Origin of the sequence: Streptomyces sp. NPDC048258 (assembly GCF_043201995.1) — a bacterium.
GTDB lineage: Bacteria > Actinomycetota > Actinomycetes > Streptomycetales > Streptomycetaceae > Streptomyces.
In genome coordinates, this window is the sequence record NZ_JBICZH010000012.1 from 106,919 (window position 1) to 123,639 (window position 16,721).

The 16,721-nt window shown below is 72.6% G+C and carries 14 protein-coding genes, 1 tRNA gene and 2 pseudogenes; 2 read left to right on the forward strand and 15 right to left on the reverse strand.

The annotated features are described in order from the left end of the window. Window positions 1-859 (reverse strand): annotated as a pseudogene (locus tag ACGFYQ_RS26090) (hypothetical protein); the annotation flags it as partial. 11 nt (window positions 860-870) lie between these two features. Further along, the gene (locus tag ACGFYQ_RS26095) at window positions 871-2,187 is read right to left on the reverse strand and encodes a peptidoglycan-binding protein (protein WP_393748096.1); all 1,317 of its coding nucleotides are present in this window, start codon (window positions 2,185-2,187) and stop codon (window positions 871-873) included. 216 nt (window positions 2,188-2,403) lie between these two features. Here ACGFYQ_RS26095 and ACGFYQ_RS26100 point away from each other — a divergent pair. Continuing rightward, window positions 2,404-2,477: transfer RNA gene (locus ACGFYQ_RS26100), tRNA-Lys, on the forward strand. Window positions 2,478-2,587: 110 nt separating this feature from the next. Here ACGFYQ_RS26100 and ACGFYQ_RS26105 read toward each other — a convergent pair. From ACGFYQ_RS26105 to ACGFYQ_RS26115, 3 genes and pseudogenes are all read right to left on the reverse strand, one after another. Beyond that, window positions 2,588-3,247 carry a class F sortase gene (locus ACGFYQ_RS26105; protein ID WP_393747816.1) on the reverse strand — a complete coding sequence of 220 codons (660 nt, stop codon included), beginning with the start codon at window positions 3,245-3,247 and terminating at the stop codon, window positions 2,588-2,590. 56 nt (window positions 3,248-3,303) lie between these two features. Further along, on the reverse strand, window positions 3,304-3,912 hold the full coding sequence (locus tag ACGFYQ_RS26110; protein ID WP_393747818.1) for a hypothetical protein: 609 nt from the start codon (window positions 3,910-3,912) through the stop codon (window positions 3,304-3,306). Between the two features lie 115 nt (window positions 3,913-4,027). Continuing rightward, window positions 4,028-4,117 (reverse strand): annotated as a pseudogene (locus ACGFYQ_RS26115) (HAD hydrolase-like protein); the annotation flags it as partial. A 202-nt stretch (window positions 4,118-4,319) separates the two neighbouring features. Between ACGFYQ_RS26115 and ACGFYQ_RS26120 the strand changes: the two are divergent. Beyond that, entirely contained in the window at window positions 4,320-5,099 is a 780-nt protein-coding gene (locus ACGFYQ_RS26120) for an HAD-IIA family hydrolase (RefSeq protein WP_393747820.1), read from the forward strand. 551 nt (window positions 5,100-5,650) lie between these two features. On the opposite strand, the gene ACGFYQ_RS26125 is transcribed toward ACGFYQ_RS26120, so the two are convergent. The 10 genes from ACGFYQ_RS26125 to ACGFYQ_RS26170 all read right to left on the reverse strand — a co-directional run bounded on the left by ACGFYQ_RS26125 (window position 5,651) and on the right by ACGFYQ_RS26170 (window position 16,679). After that, entirely contained in the window at window positions 5,651-7,180 is a 1,530-nt protein-coding gene (locus ACGFYQ_RS26125) for an alkaline phosphatase family protein (RefSeq protein WP_393747822.1), read from the reverse strand. Window positions 7,181-7,343: 163 nt separating this feature from the next. Then, window positions 7,344-8,420, reverse strand: a complete 1,077-nt coding sequence (locus ACGFYQ_RS26130) for a 2-aminoethylphosphonate ABC transporter substrate-binding protein (RefSeq protein WP_393747824.1) — start codon at window positions 8,418-8,420, stop codon at window positions 7,344-7,346. A 68-nt stretch (window positions 8,421-8,488) separates the two neighbouring features. After that, window positions 8,489-9,286: an ABC transporter permease gene (locus ACGFYQ_RS26135; protein WP_393747826.1), complete on the reverse strand. Its 798-nt coding sequence runs from the start codon at window positions 9,284-9,286 to the stop codon at window positions 8,489-8,491. Further along, window positions 9,273-10,052, reverse strand: a complete 780-nt coding sequence (locus ACGFYQ_RS26140; RefSeq protein ID WP_393747828.1) for a 2-aminoethylphosphonate ABC transporter permease subunit — start codon at window positions 10,050-10,052, stop codon at window positions 9,273-9,275. The genes ACGFYQ_RS26135 and ACGFYQ_RS26140 overlap by 14 nt, the downstream gene beginning before the upstream one ends. Before the next feature lie 472 nt (window positions 10,053-10,524). Continuing rightward, window positions 10,525-11,574, reverse strand: coding sequence for an ABC transporter ATP-binding protein (locus ACGFYQ_RS26145; protein ID WP_393747830.1), 1,050 nt, complete (start codon window positions 11,572-11,574; stop codon window positions 10,525-10,527). Continuing rightward, a complete protein-coding gene (locus ACGFYQ_RS26150; protein WP_393748098.1) occupies window positions 11,571-12,233 on the reverse strand; it encodes an HAD family hydrolase in 663 nt (220 codons plus the stop codon). Before ACGFYQ_RS26150 ends, ACGFYQ_RS26145 begins: the two co-directional genes overlap by 4 nt. 134 nt (window positions 12,234-12,367) lie before the next feature. Continuing rightward, entirely contained in the window at window positions 12,368-13,489 is a 1,122-nt protein-coding gene (locus tag ACGFYQ_RS26155) for a TIGR03364 family FAD-dependent oxidoreductase (RefSeq protein ID WP_393747832.1), read from the reverse strand. 148 nt (window positions 13,490-13,637) lie between these two features. Beyond that, window positions 13,638-14,402 (reverse strand): GntR family transcriptional regulator, encoded by a 765-nt coding sequence (locus ACGFYQ_RS26160; protein WP_393747834.1) that lies wholly within the window; start codon window positions 14,400-14,402, stop codon window positions 13,638-13,640. 33 nt (window positions 14,403-14,435) lie between these two features. Beyond that, window positions 14,436-15,182, reverse strand: a complete 747-nt coding sequence (locus ACGFYQ_RS26165; RefSeq protein WP_393747836.1) for a hypothetical protein — start codon at window positions 15,180-15,182, stop codon at window positions 14,436-14,438. A gap of 378 nt (window positions 15,183-15,560) precedes the next feature. After that, complete coding sequence (locus tag ACGFYQ_RS26170) at window positions 15,561-16,679, reverse strand: ROK family protein (RefSeq protein WP_393747838.1); 1,119 nt, start codon at window positions 16,677-16,679, stop codon at window positions 15,561-15,563. Between the last annotated feature and the right edge of the window lie 42 nt (window positions 16,680-16,721).

The following is a 16,721-nucleotide window of genomic DNA, read 5'->3' on the forward strand; positions in this document are numbered from 1 at the left end:
AGCGCGGGTCCGCGGAGGCCCGGGCAGCCTCCGCCCTCGGAGGCTCGGGCTCAGGCACGGCTACGCCGACGGCCTCCGGCTCGGCGAGCTGCGGCGCCCACTCCCGGCCGGGACCCTGCGGACGCGCCGCAGCGGCCTGGGCAGCCCTCGCCTCCGGCGCCCGCTCCGGGCCGGGACCCTGCGGACGCGCCGCAGCGGACTCGGCTTCGGCGAGCCGCAAGCGCGGGTCCGCGGAGGCCCGGGCAGCCTCCGCCCTCGGAGGCTCGGGCTCAGGCACGGCTACGCCGACGGCCTCCGGCTCGGCGAGCTGCGGCACCCACTCCCGGCCGGGACCCTGCGGACGCGCCGCAGCGGCCTGGGCAGCCCTCGCCTCCGGCGCCCGCTCCGGGCCGGGGCCCTGCGGACGCGCCGCGGCGGACTCGGCTTCGGCGATTCGCAGGCGCAGGGTCGCCACCCCGGCGTGGGCCGCCCCGTGCTGCGGGTGCGGGATGTCCAGGCCCGCGTGTGCCGGTTCGGGCTCGGCCTGGGCCCGGGCCGCCGGTACGTCGAGCGCCTGCGGCAGCGGCGGTACGGCCGCCTCCACCGTGCGGACCGCCGGCACGAAGGCCCAGCCCGTCGAGGTCTCGGCCGCGGCCACCGGTTCCGGCTGCGCCGCGACGCCGGCGCCCACCAGCACCGGCGGTGCACTCGGCTCGACCGCGTCACGGGGCGCGGCGACGCCCCACGCCGGGGCCGGGGCCCGCTGCTCGGGCTCGTACGCCGGTCCCGTCGGCGCCGCGGGGGCGGCCGGGGCGGCCTGGGCGGCCACCGATGGTACTCGGAGGGTGCCCGTGGTCGAAGTGGTGCGCGTGGGGTACATGCTTGCCTCCGTCATGCGAACAGCCGGCGCCAGGTTTCCGGGTCCGGGTAACCGTTGGCCGAGGCGCCGCGCCAGCCCTGCGCGCGCTGGAAGGCCTCGACGTTGCGGCGGTCCGCCTCGCCCCAGCGGGGCCCCGGACCGGATGGGTAGTACTTGCCGAAGCCCTTCTTGACCAGTTGGCGGCCAAGGGCCGCGATGGCCGCGTGCGACTTCCCCGGACGGAACACCGAGGCCCCCGGGTAGGCCCGTACGCCGCCCGGTCCGGGCGCGGCGTCCACCGTCGGCGGGATGTCCTTGCCCTGGCGCTCGACCAGCAGGCGCCAGGTGTCCGCACCCGGGACGCCGTCCGCGTCGGCACCCGTCCAGCCCTGGGCGCGCTGGAAGGCCTGCGTGGCCAGCCGGTCGGCGTCCGACCAGGTGCGGCCGGCCCCCTTCGGGTAGAAGCGGTACGCGCCGCGCTCGATCAGCATCCGGCCCAGCTGGGCCACGTGGTCGTTCGTCGCGCCCGGGCCGAACTTCGCCGCGCCCGGGAACACCGTCGAGTCCCCGGGCTTCGGGCCCGGCACCGGATCCTCCGGCAGGATCCCGCCCGTGACCCCGGTGAACCGGTAGGGCAGGTACTTCGTCGCGTTGGCCCAGTAGCCGTAGGGCGTGGCCAGCTTCCGCGTCGTGGGCCGCGTCTGCTCGTAGGCGATGTAGCTCGTGCGCGTGTCGTCGACCCAGCCGCCGAAGATGACCACGTGCGAGCCGTTGTTGGGGTCCGCCGGGTTGTGGAAGAGCAGCATGTCTCCCGGCAGGAGGTCGTCCTTGGCGATCTTGGTGGCGAACTTGTCGAGGCTGCCGGTCCACTCGTTCGTACCGAGGTTCCAGACCATGGAGACGAAGCCCGAGCAGTCCTGCCGGTAGCCGTCCGTCCAGTACTCGGACATGCTGTACGGAACCTTCGCGTCCAGCCACAGCTTCGCCCGGTTGATGATCGTCGTCCGGTCGATCCGCTTCACACCGGCGGGTGCCCCGGGCTTGCCGACCGGCCCGCCCTTCGGCCCGTGCAGTGGGGTCCGGCCGCCCTGCGGGGAGCCGGGGTCGTCCAGGGCCACGGGCCCGGGGGCCGGGGTGGCCACCGCGACCGCGGCTCCGCCGCCACCGCCCAGGACCACTCCGGCGGCGGTGGCGAGGACCAGCGCCCGGCGGGCCCCGCGGGCGGCGGGGTGGCCCCCGTCCCGCAGCGGTATGGCCCGCGCGCGGGCGAGGGTACGGCGGCGCTGGGCGCAGCCCCGGCACGCGCAGTCACCCGCGGGCTCGTACTCCTGGAAAACGGGCATCGGCATCGGCACATGCGTCGGAGGCTGCATCGTCATGCGGTTCCGTCCACTCCCCTGCTCGTCCACTGGTCAGCCGGAACCGCATCTGGCGGGGCATCAGATTCGGCACGGCGCAGACATATCGTGCACGATAAACCCGCCAAACATGGGTTAATCGGACAAGGTGGGCGTGGCTGGTCACGCGCACCCGCAGAGGTGGGGTAGAGTTTTCCCTGTCAGCAAGCGCCGCTAGCTCAGTTGGTTAGAGCAGCTGACTCTTAATCAGCGGGTCCGGGGTTCGAGTCCCTGGCGGCGCACAGACGGAAGAAGCCCCTCGCAGCGAAAGCTGCGAGGGGCTTCTTCGTTTCCCGCTTCGTTCCCGCTTCGCTCCGGCTGTGTTTTCGCCCGTACGGAGGCGCCCCGCCGGCTACGCCGCCGTGCCCGGCCGGACTCCCGCGCCCGTCAGGTAGGCGGAGACCACCACGTTCGCCGTGTACTCCTTGACCGCCTTGTCGTAGGAGCCCCCGCAGGTCACCAGCCGCAGCTCCGCCCGGCCCTTGACCCGCTGGCCGTACGCCTTGTGCGGGTCGAAGCCCGCGCGCTCGTAGACCCGTACGTCCTCGATGGTGAACTCGGCGACCGAACCGTCCGCCCGCACCACCCGCACCTTGTCACCCGGCTGCGCGGAGCTCAGGCCGTAGAACACCGCCGGCTTGGACTTCGTGTCCACGTGCCCGACCATCAGCGCGGCCCCGGCGGCGCCCGGCCGGACTCCGTTGCCCCACCAGCCCACCGTGCCCGGGCTGTCGTACGGGGGCGGCTCGATCGCCCCGTCCGCGTCCAGGCCCCTGGATATCACCGGGGCCTGGATGCCTATGGAGGGCACGTCGACGCGCTGGGGCAGGACGGCGGTCAGGGGTGCGTGCGCGGCGGGCAGCCCGGGGCCGACCGCCCCGCCGGCCTGGCCGGTGAGCGGGGCCGGGACCCCGGTGATCTGGCGGCCCCACAGCCACAGGCCCAACACCAGCACCGACCAGGCGGCGAAGGTCAGCAGCCGGCCGCCGCCGGAAGCCTTGCCCTCACTCATCCGGGGCTCGCCCGGTCGCCGCTCGCCGGGTCACCGCCCGCCCGGTCGCCACTCGCTCAGTCGCCACTGCGGCGGCGGCGCAGGGTCAGCGCCCGGCCCGCGACGGCCAGGGTGGCGGCGGCGGCCAGGATGGCGCCGATCAGCGTGTGCGGCAGGCTCGGCCCGTCGTCCCCGTGGTCCTTCTTCGCCGCCGCGGCCAGCCGGGACGACTCCGCGATTTCGGCGGACATGCCGCCGCCGCCCGCGTGGACCGGCCAGACCGGCGAGGCGTGGTGGGACGGCTGGTGGCGGTGCGAAATCTCGATGGAGCCGGTCACCTTGTCGTGGCCGTCGCAGGTCACGCGGACGGAGTGCGAGCCGGGCGAGGCGTGGGAGCTGATCATCGCCTCGCCGTAGAGCGGGCTGCGGCCGCCGTCGCGGCCGTACAGCTCGACGTCCGACGTGAAGACGGCCGACTTGGCCGAGCCCTTGGTGCCGTCACAGCCGTTGACGCGCAGCTTGACCTGCGCGCCCGGGGCGGCCGGGTTCGGATCGACCGAGACGCTGCCGCCGCGGTCGCCGCGGTCCTCCTCGCCCGCGAGGGCGGTGGGCGCGGCCACCGCGGAGAACGCCGTCAGGGCGACGGCCACCCCGGCGACACGGAGAGCGATCTGGACACTGCGCATGGTGAACCTCCTCAACAACGAGATTCACGCGCGGCCCGGCGCTCCGCATCCGGAGCGGCGCCGTACGTGTCAGTCGTACGCGTTGAGGACCTGTCCGGCCTGACCGGCCGGGCAGGTCGCCGATCATCGCGCTGCTCTCCGAGTGCGCGCCGATGGCATTGAGGCCGGTGCGCATCATCAGCGGGTTGGGCTTGCCGGCGAAGTAGCCGTGCTCAAGATGACGTGGGCGCTGGTTGCCCGAGCACGGAAGTGAGCCACACCGCTATGCCCTACCAACGAGTACCCCTGTCCACCTATCGGACGCGCCTATCAATCATCAAGAGGTGGATAGTCCCCAAGTCCGACTGCCTGTTCAGCGTGAAATGATCGACTCACGAGTTACCCCTTAACGGCAGGAGTCCGTACCCATGGCAGAGCGCAAGCCCATCGAATCGTGGCTCACCGACATGGACGGCGTGCTCATGCACGAGGGCGTGCCCATCCCCGGTGCCGACGCCTTCATCAAGCGGCTGCGCGAGTCGGGTAAGCCCTTCCTGGTGCTGACCAACAACTCGATCTACACCGCGCGGGACCTGCACGCCCGGCTGACGCGCATCGGCCTGGAAGTGCCGGAAGAGAACATCTGGACTTCGGCCCTGGCCACGGCTCAGTTCCTGCACGATCAGGCTCCGGGCGGCACCGCCTACGTCATCGGCGAGGCCGGTCTGACCACCGCGCTGCACGACATCGGCTACATCCTCACCGACCACGAGCCCGACTTCGTGATCTTGGGTGAAACGCGAACCTACTCCTTCGAGGCGATGACGAAGGCTGTCCGCCTGATCAACGCGGGCGCCCGTTTTATCGCCACGAACCCCGACGAGACCGGCCCGTCCGCCGAGGGGGCGCTTCCGGCCACCGGCGCGGTGGCCGCGCTCATTACGAAGGCGACGGGGAAGGACCCGTACTTCGTCGGCAAGCCCAACCCGCTGATGATGCGCACCGGCCTGAATGCCATCGGGGCACACTCGGAGACCTCGGCCATGATCGGCGACCGTATGGACACGGACGTTCTTGCCGGGCTGGAAGCCGGCATGGAGACCTTCCTCGTCCTCACGGGGCTGACAGGCCGGGGCGACATCGACCGCTACCCGTACCGGCCGACCACGGTCGTTGACTCGATCGCGGATCTCGTCGACCGCATCTGATCTTCCCTGTAGATAACAGAGAAGGCCCTCCCAGTACCGTGAGAGGGCCTTCCCTGTTGGTGACCGGCTGGTCTCCATCGCCTTACGAAGGGCGATAAATCGCAGGTCAGGGCAGTATCTCTTGGTCGTCCGGGTCCACCCACCCCCGGACCGGGGGCCTCACGCCGGCAACGGCGCGAGTAAACGCCTGCGGAGCGCACGTAAGACCCGGCAGCAGCCAGGCAGCGCGCACAACCCCGACATTCGTTGGGAGGAACCAGGAAACACCGTGGTCCACGGCCGCTCACGCGAGCCCGGGACGGACGGAGAATCCCCGCGCTTCAGCGCGGGGAGGCGAGGTCAATGGACTGTTCTCCGCTCTTGGCGGCCTGTGACCCCTGAGGCGCAAATAGATCGATTCCAAGGTCACCACGGGCGCCGACGCCTTAGATTTGCCCGTACCGCGGCGGGCGGCGAAGCGGCCCTGGGTCGCTGACCCGTGAACGCTGGTCCCTATCGGGGCCGGGCCGGGGACGCTCCGTGCGTCCACAGCCCGGACCCGGGGGCCTGGATCAGCCCAGGCGCACGTTGTCGACGGTCCAGTACCAGTTGTTGCTGCCGCTGTAGCGGAAGCGGATCTGGACGTCGGTCGCACCGGCCGGGACCTGGAGGTTCAGGGCCTCGGACCTGGCCACCGCGTCGGCGGTGTAGCTCTTGACGACGGTGGGCGCACCGCCGTTGTAGGAGACGAGGACCTGGGCGGTCTGCCCGGCCTCATGGCGGTAGTGGGTCTGGAAGGTCAGGGTCCGCGTGGTGCCTCCCACGACAGGCCACTTGGGGGTGATCAGGGTGGAGTCGAAGGTGCCGGTGTGGCTCTTGTCGTCCCACTCGTCGGAGTCGGCGACGGCGAAGACGTCACGGGAGCGGACGTTCAGCTCGCGCCACTGGTCGCGCTGGGCCTGGCTCCAGAACTCGTCGGTGGCGAAGGCCCAGCCGGCCCATTCGGTGACACCGCCCGTGCCCATCTTGGAGTTGTCGACGGACCAGCCGGCGGGCGGGGTGTGGGTGAAGCCCTTGACCCCGGCCGGGACGGCCGTCTCGTCCACGCGCGCCTGGAGGTTGGGGCGCAGGGTGTCGAACGGGTCGTCGTCGGGGGTGCTCAGCGGGACGCCGTCGATGCCGGGGGCGCTGACGCCGAGGTGCGCGAGCGCGGTCGCGGCCACGTCGACGAGCTTCACGTCGTCGCGTACCGAACCGGCCCCGATGCCCGCGCCCTTGGCGATGACGAAGGTGCCGCGCTCCTGGATGGTGGAGCCGCCGTGGCCGCCGGCGTCGGTGTGGCCGTGGTCGGTGGTGACCAGGATCTTCCAGCTCTCCTGGGCGTACGTCGGACGGTCCCGTACGGCGCCCAGCAGCTGGCCGATGAGCGTGTCGACGCGGGCGATGGTGTTCAGGTACTCCTGGCTCGCGGCGCCCGAGGTGTGGCCGGCGTGGTCGATCTCGCCGAGGTAGACGAAGGCGGCGTCCGGGTTCTGGCTCCGCAGTTCGGCGGCGGCCGCGGCGGCGATCTTCGGGTCCTCGCTGCCGTATCCGTCGCGGTCGCCCTTGAGGGAGAGCCGCTTGTCGACCTTGGCGGAGAAGATCGGGCCGTTCTGGTCGGTGGAGGTGATGGGCTCCCAGTCGGCGGCCGCGTAGGTGTTGAGCGTCGGCCGGGCGTTCTCGACGCGGGTCAGGAAGTCCGGGTGGGCCGCGTAGTTCTTGCCGGTGAAGGAGTTGTCCTTCACGCCGTGCTTGTCGGGCCAGACGCCGGTGGCGATGGTGGACCAGCCGGGGCCCGACGAGGTGGCGGCCATCGGGTTCGCGTACAGGGTGCTGCGGGCGGTCAGGCCGTCGGCCATCAGACCCTTCAGGTTCGGGGCGTTGGCGGCCTTGACGCGGTCGAGGACCGCGCCGTCGATGCCGATGACCAGGACCTTGTCGGTGTTGGCGGCGGCGGTGGCGGCGGCGCCGGCCGGGGTGGCGGCCAGGGCGGATGCGGAGATCAGGGCGGCGGCCGAGGCGGTCACGGCGATCACACGGCGTCCGGGCAGGACAGTGGACACGTACTCCTCCTGGGAGCAAGTGAGCGGCGGAAGGTGCGGGGGCATGAGCCGGGGGCACCCCCGGACGGAGTCTGGGGGAGGTCCGGACCGAAGGTGCGTCTTCGGTCCAGACCCGTTATGCACTCGTCACTGTCCCGGTCGTGGGTGACCGGGGGGTGACCGATCAGCTTCCGGTTGCCGACTTCCACGCGTCGACGTAGACGGAGAGGTTCTTGTCGATGTCGGCCCAGTCCGGCTCGAAGATCTCGACGCCCGTCAAGATCTTGGTGAGTTCGACGGCGTTGGCGTCGGTGGGCTTGACGTCGGTGCGCGCCGGGAAGCCGCCGCCGACCCCGCTGACCAGCTGCTGGGCCTCCTCGCTGAGGAGGTGGTCGAGGAGCTTCTTGCCGTTCTCGGTGTGCGGGGCCTTGTCGACGAGGCCGGCCGCGTACGGGAGGGCGAAGGTGGTGGGCTTGCCGCCGTCCTTGGCCGGGAACCAGATGCCCAGGTTCGGCATGGACTTGGACTGGGCGAAGTTCATCTGGACGTCGCCGTTGGCGACGAGCAGCTCGCCCTTGTCGGTCTTCGGCGCCAGCTTGCTGGTGGAGGAGGACGGGCCGACGTTGTTGGCCTGGAGCTTCTTCAGGTACTCCATCGCCGGCTCCTTGCCGCCGAAGTCGTGCATCGACTTGATGAGGACGGCGGTGCCGTCGCCCGCGACGCCGGGCGTCGAGTACTGCAGCTTGCCCTTGTACTTGGCGTCCAGCAGCTCCTCCCAGGTCTTGGGGGCCTCGGCGAGCTCCTTCTTGTTGTAGACGAAGCCGAAGTAGTTGTTGACGACCGAGGTCCACTTGCCGTCGGCCGCCTTGTTGGCGCCGTTGACCTTGTCGGAGCCCTGCGGCTTGTAGGCCTGGAGGAGACCCTTGCCGTCGGCCTGCTGGATGAAGGGCGGGAGGGTGATCAGTACGTCGGCCTGGGTGTTGGTCTTCTCGCGGACGGCGCGCTGCACCATCTCGCCCGATCCGCCCTCCACGTACTTGACCTCGATGCCGGTCTTCTTGGTGAAGTCGGCGAAGACCTTGTCGTACCAGCCGTCGCCCTTGTCGCTCTTGAGGCCGTCGGCGCTGTAGACGGTGACGACCTTCTCGCCGCCGTCCTTGGAGTCGGTGGCGGAGGAGCCGCCGCAGGCGGTGAGCGAGACGGCGAGGGCGAGGCTGCCGGTGACGGCGGCGGCGGTGCGGAGCGCGAGCTTGCCGGGCATGGAACTTCCTTACGGGGAAAGGGAGTCAGCAGGGGATCAGCGGGGGTTCAGCGATGTACCGGCGGGGTTCAGCGGTACGAGGCTTTGGTGCGGACGCGGGAGACGGCCAGCAGGACCAGCAGGGTGGTGGCCATCAGGACCACGGCGACGGCGGACCCGCTGAAGAGCGAACCGCGGTCGGTGGCGGTGAAGATCCGGACCGGGAGGGGCATCCAGTCCGGCGGGTAGAGCATCATCGTGGCGCTCAGCTCGCCCATGGACAGGGCGAAGCAGAGCCCGGCCGCCGCGGTGAGGGACGGCAGCAGGAGGGGGAGCTTGACCCGCCACAGCACGTACGCGGGGCGGGCGCCGAGGGAGGCCGCCGCCTGTTCGTACGCGGGGTCGAGACGAACGATGGCGGCCGCGACCGACTGGTAGGCGAACGCCGTGACAAGAATCGTGTGCGCCAGGATGACGATGGAGCTGGTGCCGTTGAGGAGCAGCGGCGGTCGGCTGAAGGCGACGAGCACGGCGAGGCCGACGACCACGGACGGCACGGCGACGGGCAGCATGAACAGCGCGTCCAGGGTCCGCTTTCCGCGCTTCCGCAAGCCGGCCGCGGCCAGCGCGGCCCAGGTGCCCACGGTGAGCGCGAGCAGGCTGGCGACCAGGGCGGTGACCAGGCTGGTGGTCAGGGCCTGGAGGGATTCGCCCCGCACGGCGGAGGCGTAGTTCCCGGTCGTCGGACCGGAGGGGAAGGCGCCGGACCAGTGGGTGGAGAAGGAGGCCGCGACCACCACGAGCAGGGGCAGCGCGAACAGGGGCAGGAAGAGGAGACCGAATAGGCTCCAGGCGGCCCAGCGGCCGGTCTTGCTATGCACCAGCACGCTTGCCCACCACCCGGTAGAGGCCGAACAGGCCGACGGAGATCGCGATGTTGACGACGGCGACCACGCAGGCGGCCGCGTAGTCGGCTTCGAGGATCGCCTTGCCGTAGATGAGCATCGGGAGCGTCGTGACGTCCTTGGCTCCGGTGAACAGGACGATCCCGAACTCGTTGAGGCACATGACGAGGACGAGGCTGCCGCCGGCGGCGAGGGCCGGCAGCGCCTCGGGGAGGATCACCTGCCGGACGATCCGGGCGGGCCGGGCGCCGAGGCCGGCGGCGACCTCCAGCTGGGCGGTGTCCAGCTGGGAGAAGGCGGCGAGCAGGGGGCGCATCACGAAGGGGGTGAAGTACGTGATCTCCGCGAGGAGGACGCCCCAGGGGGTCGTGAGGAAGTGGAAGGGCCCGTCGGCGGCGCCGGTCAGGCCGGTCCAGGCGCCGTTTGCCATGCCGACGGTGCCGTAGATGAAGAGCAGGGCGAGGGTGATGAGGAAGGAGGGGAAGGAGAGGAACACGTCGATGAACTTCGCGACGCCGCGGGACCCGGGGAAGGGCACGAAGGCGATGACCAGCGCGAGCACGAAGCCGAGGACCAGGCAGCCGACGGTGGCGCCGACGGCCAGCCAGACGGTGGTGCCGAGCGCTTCGCGGAAGGCGTGCGACGCGAAGACCCGCGCGTAGGCGTCGAAGGCCCCGCCGCCGTTCTCGGGGGTGAGGGACTGCTGGACGACCAGCGCGAGCGGATAGAGGAAGACGAGCCCGAGCACGAGCAGCGGCGGCAGGGCCCATACGCTGCGCGGCAGCCGGATCCCCTGCGGGGCGGCTCGGCGACGGGGGGTGCCGGTCCCCTGCGGGGCGGCTCGGCCGGTCCCCTGCGGGATGCCGCCTCCCTGGCGCCCCCCGGACCCCGCCTGGTGGGGCTCCGCCGCGGACCCCGGGTGCGGGGCGGCGGCGGGTGCACCATCCGGCCCCGCCGGCGATTGAGGCGCGGCGTCCGGGGCAGAGCCCCGAGCCTCCCCCGACGGGGCTGGCGCGGCAGCGGGAGCGCCTTCCAGCCCCGCCGGCGATTGAGGCGCGGCGTCCGGGGCGGAGCCCCGAGCCTCCCCCGACGGGGCTGGCGCGGCAGCGGGAGCGCCTTCCAGCCCCGCCGGCGTTTGAGGCGCGGGGTCCGGGGCGGAGCCCCGAGCCTCCCCGGAGGGGGTCCCCTGAGCAGGGACGGACATGGCTCGGCGCGTGGCGTCAGGCATCCGAGACCCCCGCGGCCAGCAGAACGGCGTCGCGCGGTTCGAAGTGGAGGGTCACACGGTCGCCGAGGGCCGGAGTCTCCCTCAGCTCCGGGAGGTCCGCCTTGACGCGGTGGCCGCCGATGTCCACGTACAGCCGGTGCGTGGAGCCCCGCCACTGGACCTCGGCGATCCGGCCGTTCAGCGCGTTGGGGCCGTCCCCGAGGCCGAGCAGGTGCGGCCGTACGCACAGCGTGGCGGTGGAGCCCGGCGCCGCGCGGCCGCGGTCGAGGGCCAGCGGTCGGCCCTCGAAGACCGCCCCGGCCTCGGCGACGGTCACCGGCAGCAGGTTCGCGTTGCCGACGAACGACGCGGTGAACTCGGTGCGCGGGGCCCGGTACAGCTCCTGCGGGGTGCCGCAGTCCTGGAGCCGGGCCTTGTCCATGACGGCGATCCGGTCGGCCAGGGTGAGCGCCTCGACCTGGTCGTGGGTGACGTACAGGATGGAGACGTCGGGCAGTTCGCGGTGCAGCCGGGCCAGTTCGGCGAGCATCCCGGAGCGCAGCTGCGCGTCGAGCGCCGACAGCGGCTCGTCCAGCAGCAGCACCCCGGGGCGGATGGCGAGGGCGCGGGCGATGGCCACGCGCTGCTGCTGGCCGCCCGACAGCTCGCGCGGGTAGCGCTTCGCGTAGGCCGCCATGCCGGTCAGCTCCAGGGCCTCGGCGACGCGGCCGGGGATCTCGGCCTTGGGCGCCTTCTGGGCCTTGAGGCCGAACGCGACATTGGCCTCGACCCGCATGTGCGGGAAGAGCGCGTACTGCTGGACGACCATGCCGATGCCGCGCTTGTGCGGCGGGAGCGCGGTGACGTCCCGGCCCCCGATCAGCACCCGGCCCGCGACGGGCCGTACGAAACCGGCGACCGCGCGCAGCGCCGTGGTCTTGCCCGAGCCGGAGGGGCCGAGCAGGGCCATCACCTCGCCGGGCTCGACGGTCAGGTCGAGGGAGTCCAGGACGGTGGTGCCGCCGTAGGCGACGGAGACCGAGTCGAAGCGGATGCCGCTCACGTGCCGGACTCCCGGGCCAGGAGCGCGGGGAGTTCGGCGACGGAGCCGAGGACGTGGGTCGCGCCGTGCTCCGCCAGCGCCGCGCGGTCGTGGGCGCCGGTGAGGACGCCCGCCACGATCCCGGCTCCGGCGCGGACGCCGCTGAGCATGTCGTACGCCGTGTCGCCCGCGACGACGATCCCGCGTACGTCGGCCACGGCGCCGGTGCGCAGGAACGCGGCCAGCACCATGTCCGGGTAGGGCCGGCCGCGGCCGCCCGCGTCGGCGGGGCAGAGGGTGAGGTCGGCGAGGTCCTGCCAGCCCAGGGCGTCGAGGATGGCGTCCTGGGTGACGCGGGCGAAGCCGGTGGTCAGGACGACGGTGTGGCCGTCGGCGCGGAGCTTCTCGATGGTGTCGCGGGCGGCGGGGACCGGGGCGATGAGGCCGCCGTCGACGAGGTCCCCGTACGCCTGCTCGAAGGCGGAGTTGGCACGCTGGGCGAGCTCCTCCGTGCCGAAGAGGTGGCGGAAGACGGAGATCTTCGACTCGCCCATGGTGTCGCGGACGTACTGGAGCTTGGCGGTCTGGTCGGCGCTGCCGGGCTCGACGCCGAGGTGCTCGGCGGCGCGCTCGAAGGCGCGCTCGACGAGGCCGCCGTCGGCGACTGTGGTGCCGGCCATGTCGAGGACGATCAGGTTCTTGCCGCTGCTCCCGGTCGCGCCGGTGTGGGTGTCGGTGTCGGTGTTGGTGGTGGCGTCGGTATCGGTGTTGGCGTCGATATCGGTGGTGGCGTCGGTGTCTCGGGTCATCTGACTTACCAGCCCAGTTCGTTCGCGGTGGTCTCGGCCACGGCGGGCGAGCAGGTCATGCCGCGGCCGCCGATTCCGGTCACCAGCCAGACGCCGTCGGCCACCTGCTGGCGGTGGACGACGCGGCTGGTGTCGGTGCACTGCGCGTACACGCCCGCCCAGCGGTGCCGGATCTTCGGCAGCGGGCGGCCCAGGAAGGACTCCACGACCCCGGTGAGGTGCTCGTAGGGCTCTTCGAGGGTGTCGAACGCGAAGGGGTGCTCGTACTCGTGGGTGTCGCCGATGGTCAGTCCGCCGTCCTGGCGCTGGACCATCAGCAGCTGCATCTTGTGGGCGGCGGCGACCGGTGACTGGGCCTGCCCGGCGTTGAGTTCGTCGAGGGCGGCGGACTTGTAGGCGGGGTAGTAGCGGAAGCTGTCGGTGTCCGCGACGGAGGTGGTCAGCGGCTCGCCGAGCGGTGCGGTCTGCATCATCTGCAGCCGGACGCGGCGCACGGGCAGTTCCGGGGCCAGCTCGCGGACCAGGCCGGACAGCCAGGCCCCGGTGGCCAGGACCACCGCGTCACCGAGGTGGACGTCGCCGTGGTCGTCGCGGACGGCGCCGGGGCCGACCACCTCGCGGACCTCGCGGCCGGGGAGGAAGGTGTAGCGGCCGGTCGCCCGGAGCGCCTCGCGCAGGTGGAGCTGGGCGGTGCGCGGTTCGACGGCCGCGTCCCGCTCGCACCACAGGGCCGCCTCGAAGGCACCGCGCAGGGCCGGGTTGATCTTCCGCGCCTGCTCGGCGGTGACCAGTTCGTAGCCACGCGCGGCGGCGTCGGGACGGGCCACGGCCGCCTCGGCGACCGCGTACTCAAGGGGGTTGCGGACGGGGGTGAGGGAGCCGATGGCGCGGAATCCCAGGCCGGGCACCTCCGCGCCGATGCGCTCCCAGAGCTCGCGGGCCCGCAGGGCGGTGTCGAGCTCCTCGCCCCCGGCCCGTCCGCTGACCCAGATCTGGCCGAAATTGCGCAGTGACGCGCCGCGGGCCTCCGCCTCTCGCTCGATCTGGACGACCTCGTGGCCGCGTTGGACTGCTTGCCAGGCGTGCATGGTGCCGACCACGCCGCCTCCGACGACTATGACTCTCACGCCGTCAACGGTGGGTGCGCCCCGTGACCCGGGAGGATCGGCCCGGCAACGCCCCGGTGAACAGCCCTCGACGCTTGGACTAGACCCGTTACCTTCCTGTGATGCGAATACGTCCCTTTATGCCGGGTACAGGTGGGTTGGCTCCGGGCTATTCGGGCCGCAGGCGGGTCGTGAAGCTGAACCGGTCGCCACGGTAGAGCGAACGCACCCGCTCCAGCGGCCGGCCGTCCTGGTCCCGCGAGAAGCGGTGGATGAGGAGCATGGGGAGGGCGGGCGGAGTGCCGATCAGCAGCGCTTCGCGGGGCGTCGCGAGGACCGTCTCCAGCTTCTCGTCGGCGTCGCCGAAGGAGATGCCGAGGCTGTCGCGGAGATACCCGTAGAAGGAGGAGTCGGGCTGGAAATCGCTGTCCAGGCGGGGGGCGCGGGCCACCCGGATGTAGGTGCTCTCCAGGCCGACGCGCTCGTCGTCGGCCAGCAGGACGCGCTCCAGGTGCCAGATGGGCTCGCCGGGTTCGGCGCCGATGCCGGGGGCGACGTCGGGCGGGCAGGGGAACTGCTCCAGTCCGATGAGGTTTCGGCCGGGCCTGCGCCCCTGGCGCCGTACGCCTTCCGTATAGCTGGCGAGGGACAGCGGCTGCTCCAGCTTCGGGCCGGCGACGACGGTCCCGCGGCCGGAGCGACGCAGCCGACCTTCCAGCAGCAGCTCGCGCAGGGCTTGGCGGACGGTCTCGCGGGACACCTCGTACCGCTCGGCGAGATCGCGCTCGGTGGGCAGCGATCCGCCCTCGCCGAGCTCGTCGAGGAGCTCGGCGATCCGGGCCTTGACGACGTAGTACTTGGGGATGCGGCCGTGCTCGGGAATGCCGGAGCGGACGGGCGAGCCGGGGCGGTGGGGCTGGGTCTGTTCTTCCACGCTGGGACTCTATGCGGGGCGGATGTACGGAGATCAGCGCGAGGGTGTCCGCAGCCGCCGGGCACCGATCAGGAGTCCGCCGCCGACGATGAGGGCGGCGCCGGCCCCGGCCCCGTACACCCAGTCGCGGGGGCCGGTGTGCGCGAGGGAGCCCGCTTCGACCGGGTCCTCCGGGCCCTCGACGGAGAACCGGTAGCCGCCGGCCTCGCCGATCCAGTCGCCATCGTCGCCCTTGCGCTGGACGAGCGCGGCGTCGGCGACGACCTCGCCGGTGGGGGCGTCGGGCGCGAAGGCGAGGGCGACCTTGACGGTCAGCGATCCGCCGGCGGCGACGGTGAAGCCGGGGAAGGCGTCGCCGCCGTCGAAGACGGCGATGATCTCGTCGCGGTCGGACCGCTCCAGACTGACGGGGAGGGTGCCGCCCGGGGCGTCGAACTCCATCCGCAGGTGGGCGGGGCGCAGGGCGCGGGCCTTGTCGGTGAAGACGACGACGGGGTGGATGGCCTTGCACTCGGAGTTCGTGGTGTTGGTCAGGTCCAGGTACCAGGTCTGCGGCCCGCCGCCGGTGCGGTACACGGCCGGGCCGCCGCGGATCCGGGCCCCGATCGGGAAGGCGGTGCTCTTCCCGTCTCCGCAGGTGGCCTTCGCACGGGAGGGCAGGGCGGGGGCGGGGCGCGCCCCGCCGCCGGTGCCGACGTCCGCTCCGGCGGTGGGTGCGGCGGTGGCGACCAGGGCGGCGGAGAGTACGGCGGTGAGGGCAAGGGCTTTGCGCAGTCGCATGGAAGACCTTCGCTGCTCGCCGGACGGGACGATGGTCGGACGAGGTGACAATCACCCCGGCCTGCCCGCACCGTCCCACGCACGCGCGACCCCTGGCCGCGCACCACGCCTGAGTCGCTCCGGTTTACGCCCGAACGGCGCACTAGGTCAAGCCGGGCCCTGACCGCCGGCCCCCTGCCGTGGCCAATACAGCCCCGCCGGGCACGAACCGGCCCCGCCGGCGTTTGAGGCGCGGGGTCTGGGGCGGAGCCCCAGGTCCCTCAGCCGCACCGACCCAACCAGCCCCGCCACACCCAGCCCCACCGGACACGAACCAGCCCCGCCGACGCTTGAGGCGCGGGGTCCGGGGCGGGGCTCCGGCAACGGCGCCGCCCCCGTTCACCCCGCCCACCCGAAGAACGGGGCAAGGACGAGCTCCGCCGCCCCCTCGGCCACACCCGCCTCGGCAAGGCCCACCACCGGCGGCTCCGAAGTCAACGCCCGAGCCACGAGCACCGCCCGGACCCCGTCCACGAAAACCTCCGGCGCGGCGGCCACCACCCGGCCACCCAGCAGCACCCGGTCCACATCCAGCAGCGCAACCAGATTCGCCGCCCCCTCGCCCAGAATCCGCGCCGCCCCGGCCAGATCCCCGCGATCCACCGCGCCCAGGCACAGCACCTCCGCACACCCCCGCGCCCCGCACCGGCACGCCGGCCCGTCCAGCTGAAGCACCTGATGCCCGAACTCCCCCGCCCCGGACCGCGCCCCCCGGTAGACCTCGCCCCCCAGCCGCAGCCCCGCACCGAGCCCGGTGCCGACGTGCAGGTACACCGAGGCCCGGGCGGCCTCGCCACCGACTCCCCCACCCGCACCCGCAGCCCCGGCGGCCCCGGCCGCCCCGGCATTCGTGTCCTTGTCCAGCACCACCGGCACCCCCAGCCGCCCCACCAGCACCTCCCGCAACGGGAAGCCCTCCCATTCCGGGAACCCCGTCACCCGCCCCATCACCCCGGCCCGGTGATCCAGCGGCCCCGGCGCGGCCACCCCGACGCCCAGGAGCGGCGGCCCGGCCGGGTCGCGGACCCGCGCGAGCGCCCGTACGACCGCCTCCACCACCACGTCCGGACCGGCCCCGAAGTCCAGCGGTCCACGGCTCTCGGCGACGACCGAGCCCGCCAGGTCCACCCGTACCGCCCGGAGCTCGTCGCGGTCCACGTGCACCCCGACGGCGTGCCGCGCCTGGGGCACCAGCCGGAGCAGGGTGCGCGGCTTGCCGCCGGTGGACGCGGCGCGCCCGGCCTCCGCGACCAGCCCCTCCCCGCCCAGCCGCGCCATGATCTTGCTGACGGCCTGCGGGGTGAGCCCCGTACGGGTGGCGAGTTCGGTGCGACCCAGGCCCGCCGGTCCGGCGCCGCGCAGCAGATCCAGCAGCAGCGCCTCGTTGTACCCGCGCAACGCCGGCAGGTTCACACCGCCGCGACCGCCGTCCCCATTGCCCCTGGTGCCCCTGTTCACCCGCCCATTGTCCACGTTCCTTGCACTTCGACAACACTGTTG

Coding starts and splice junctions, on each gene's coding strand:
- ACGFYQ_RS26120 (WP_393747820.1), top strand. CDS start 4,320: ATGGCAGAGCGCAAGCCCATCGAATCGTGGCTCACCGACATGGACGGC.
- ACGFYQ_RS26110 (WP_393747818.1), bottom strand. CDS start 3,912: ATGCGCAGTGTCCAGATCGCTCTCCGTGTCGCCGGGGTGGCCGTCGCC.
- ACGFYQ_RS26150 (WP_393748098.1), bottom strand. CDS start 12,233: ATGGCCGGCACCACAGTCGCCGACGGCGGCCTCGTCGAGCGCGCCTTC.
- ACGFYQ_RS26165 (WP_393747836.1), bottom strand. CDS start 15,182: ATGCGACTGCGCAAAGCCCTTGCCCTCACCGCCGTACTCTCCGCCGCC.
- ACGFYQ_RS26105 (WP_393747816.1), bottom strand. CDS start 3,247: ATGAGTGAGGGCAAGGCTTCCGGCGGCGGCCGGCTGCTGACCTTCGCC.
- ACGFYQ_RS26130 (WP_393747824.1), bottom strand. CDS start 8,420: ATGCCCGGCAAGCTCGCGCTCCGCACCGCCGCCGCCGTCACCGGCAGC.
- ACGFYQ_RS26095 (WP_393748096.1), bottom strand. CDS start 2,187: ATGCCGATGCCCGTTTTCCAGGAGTACGAGCCCGCGGGTGACTGCGCG.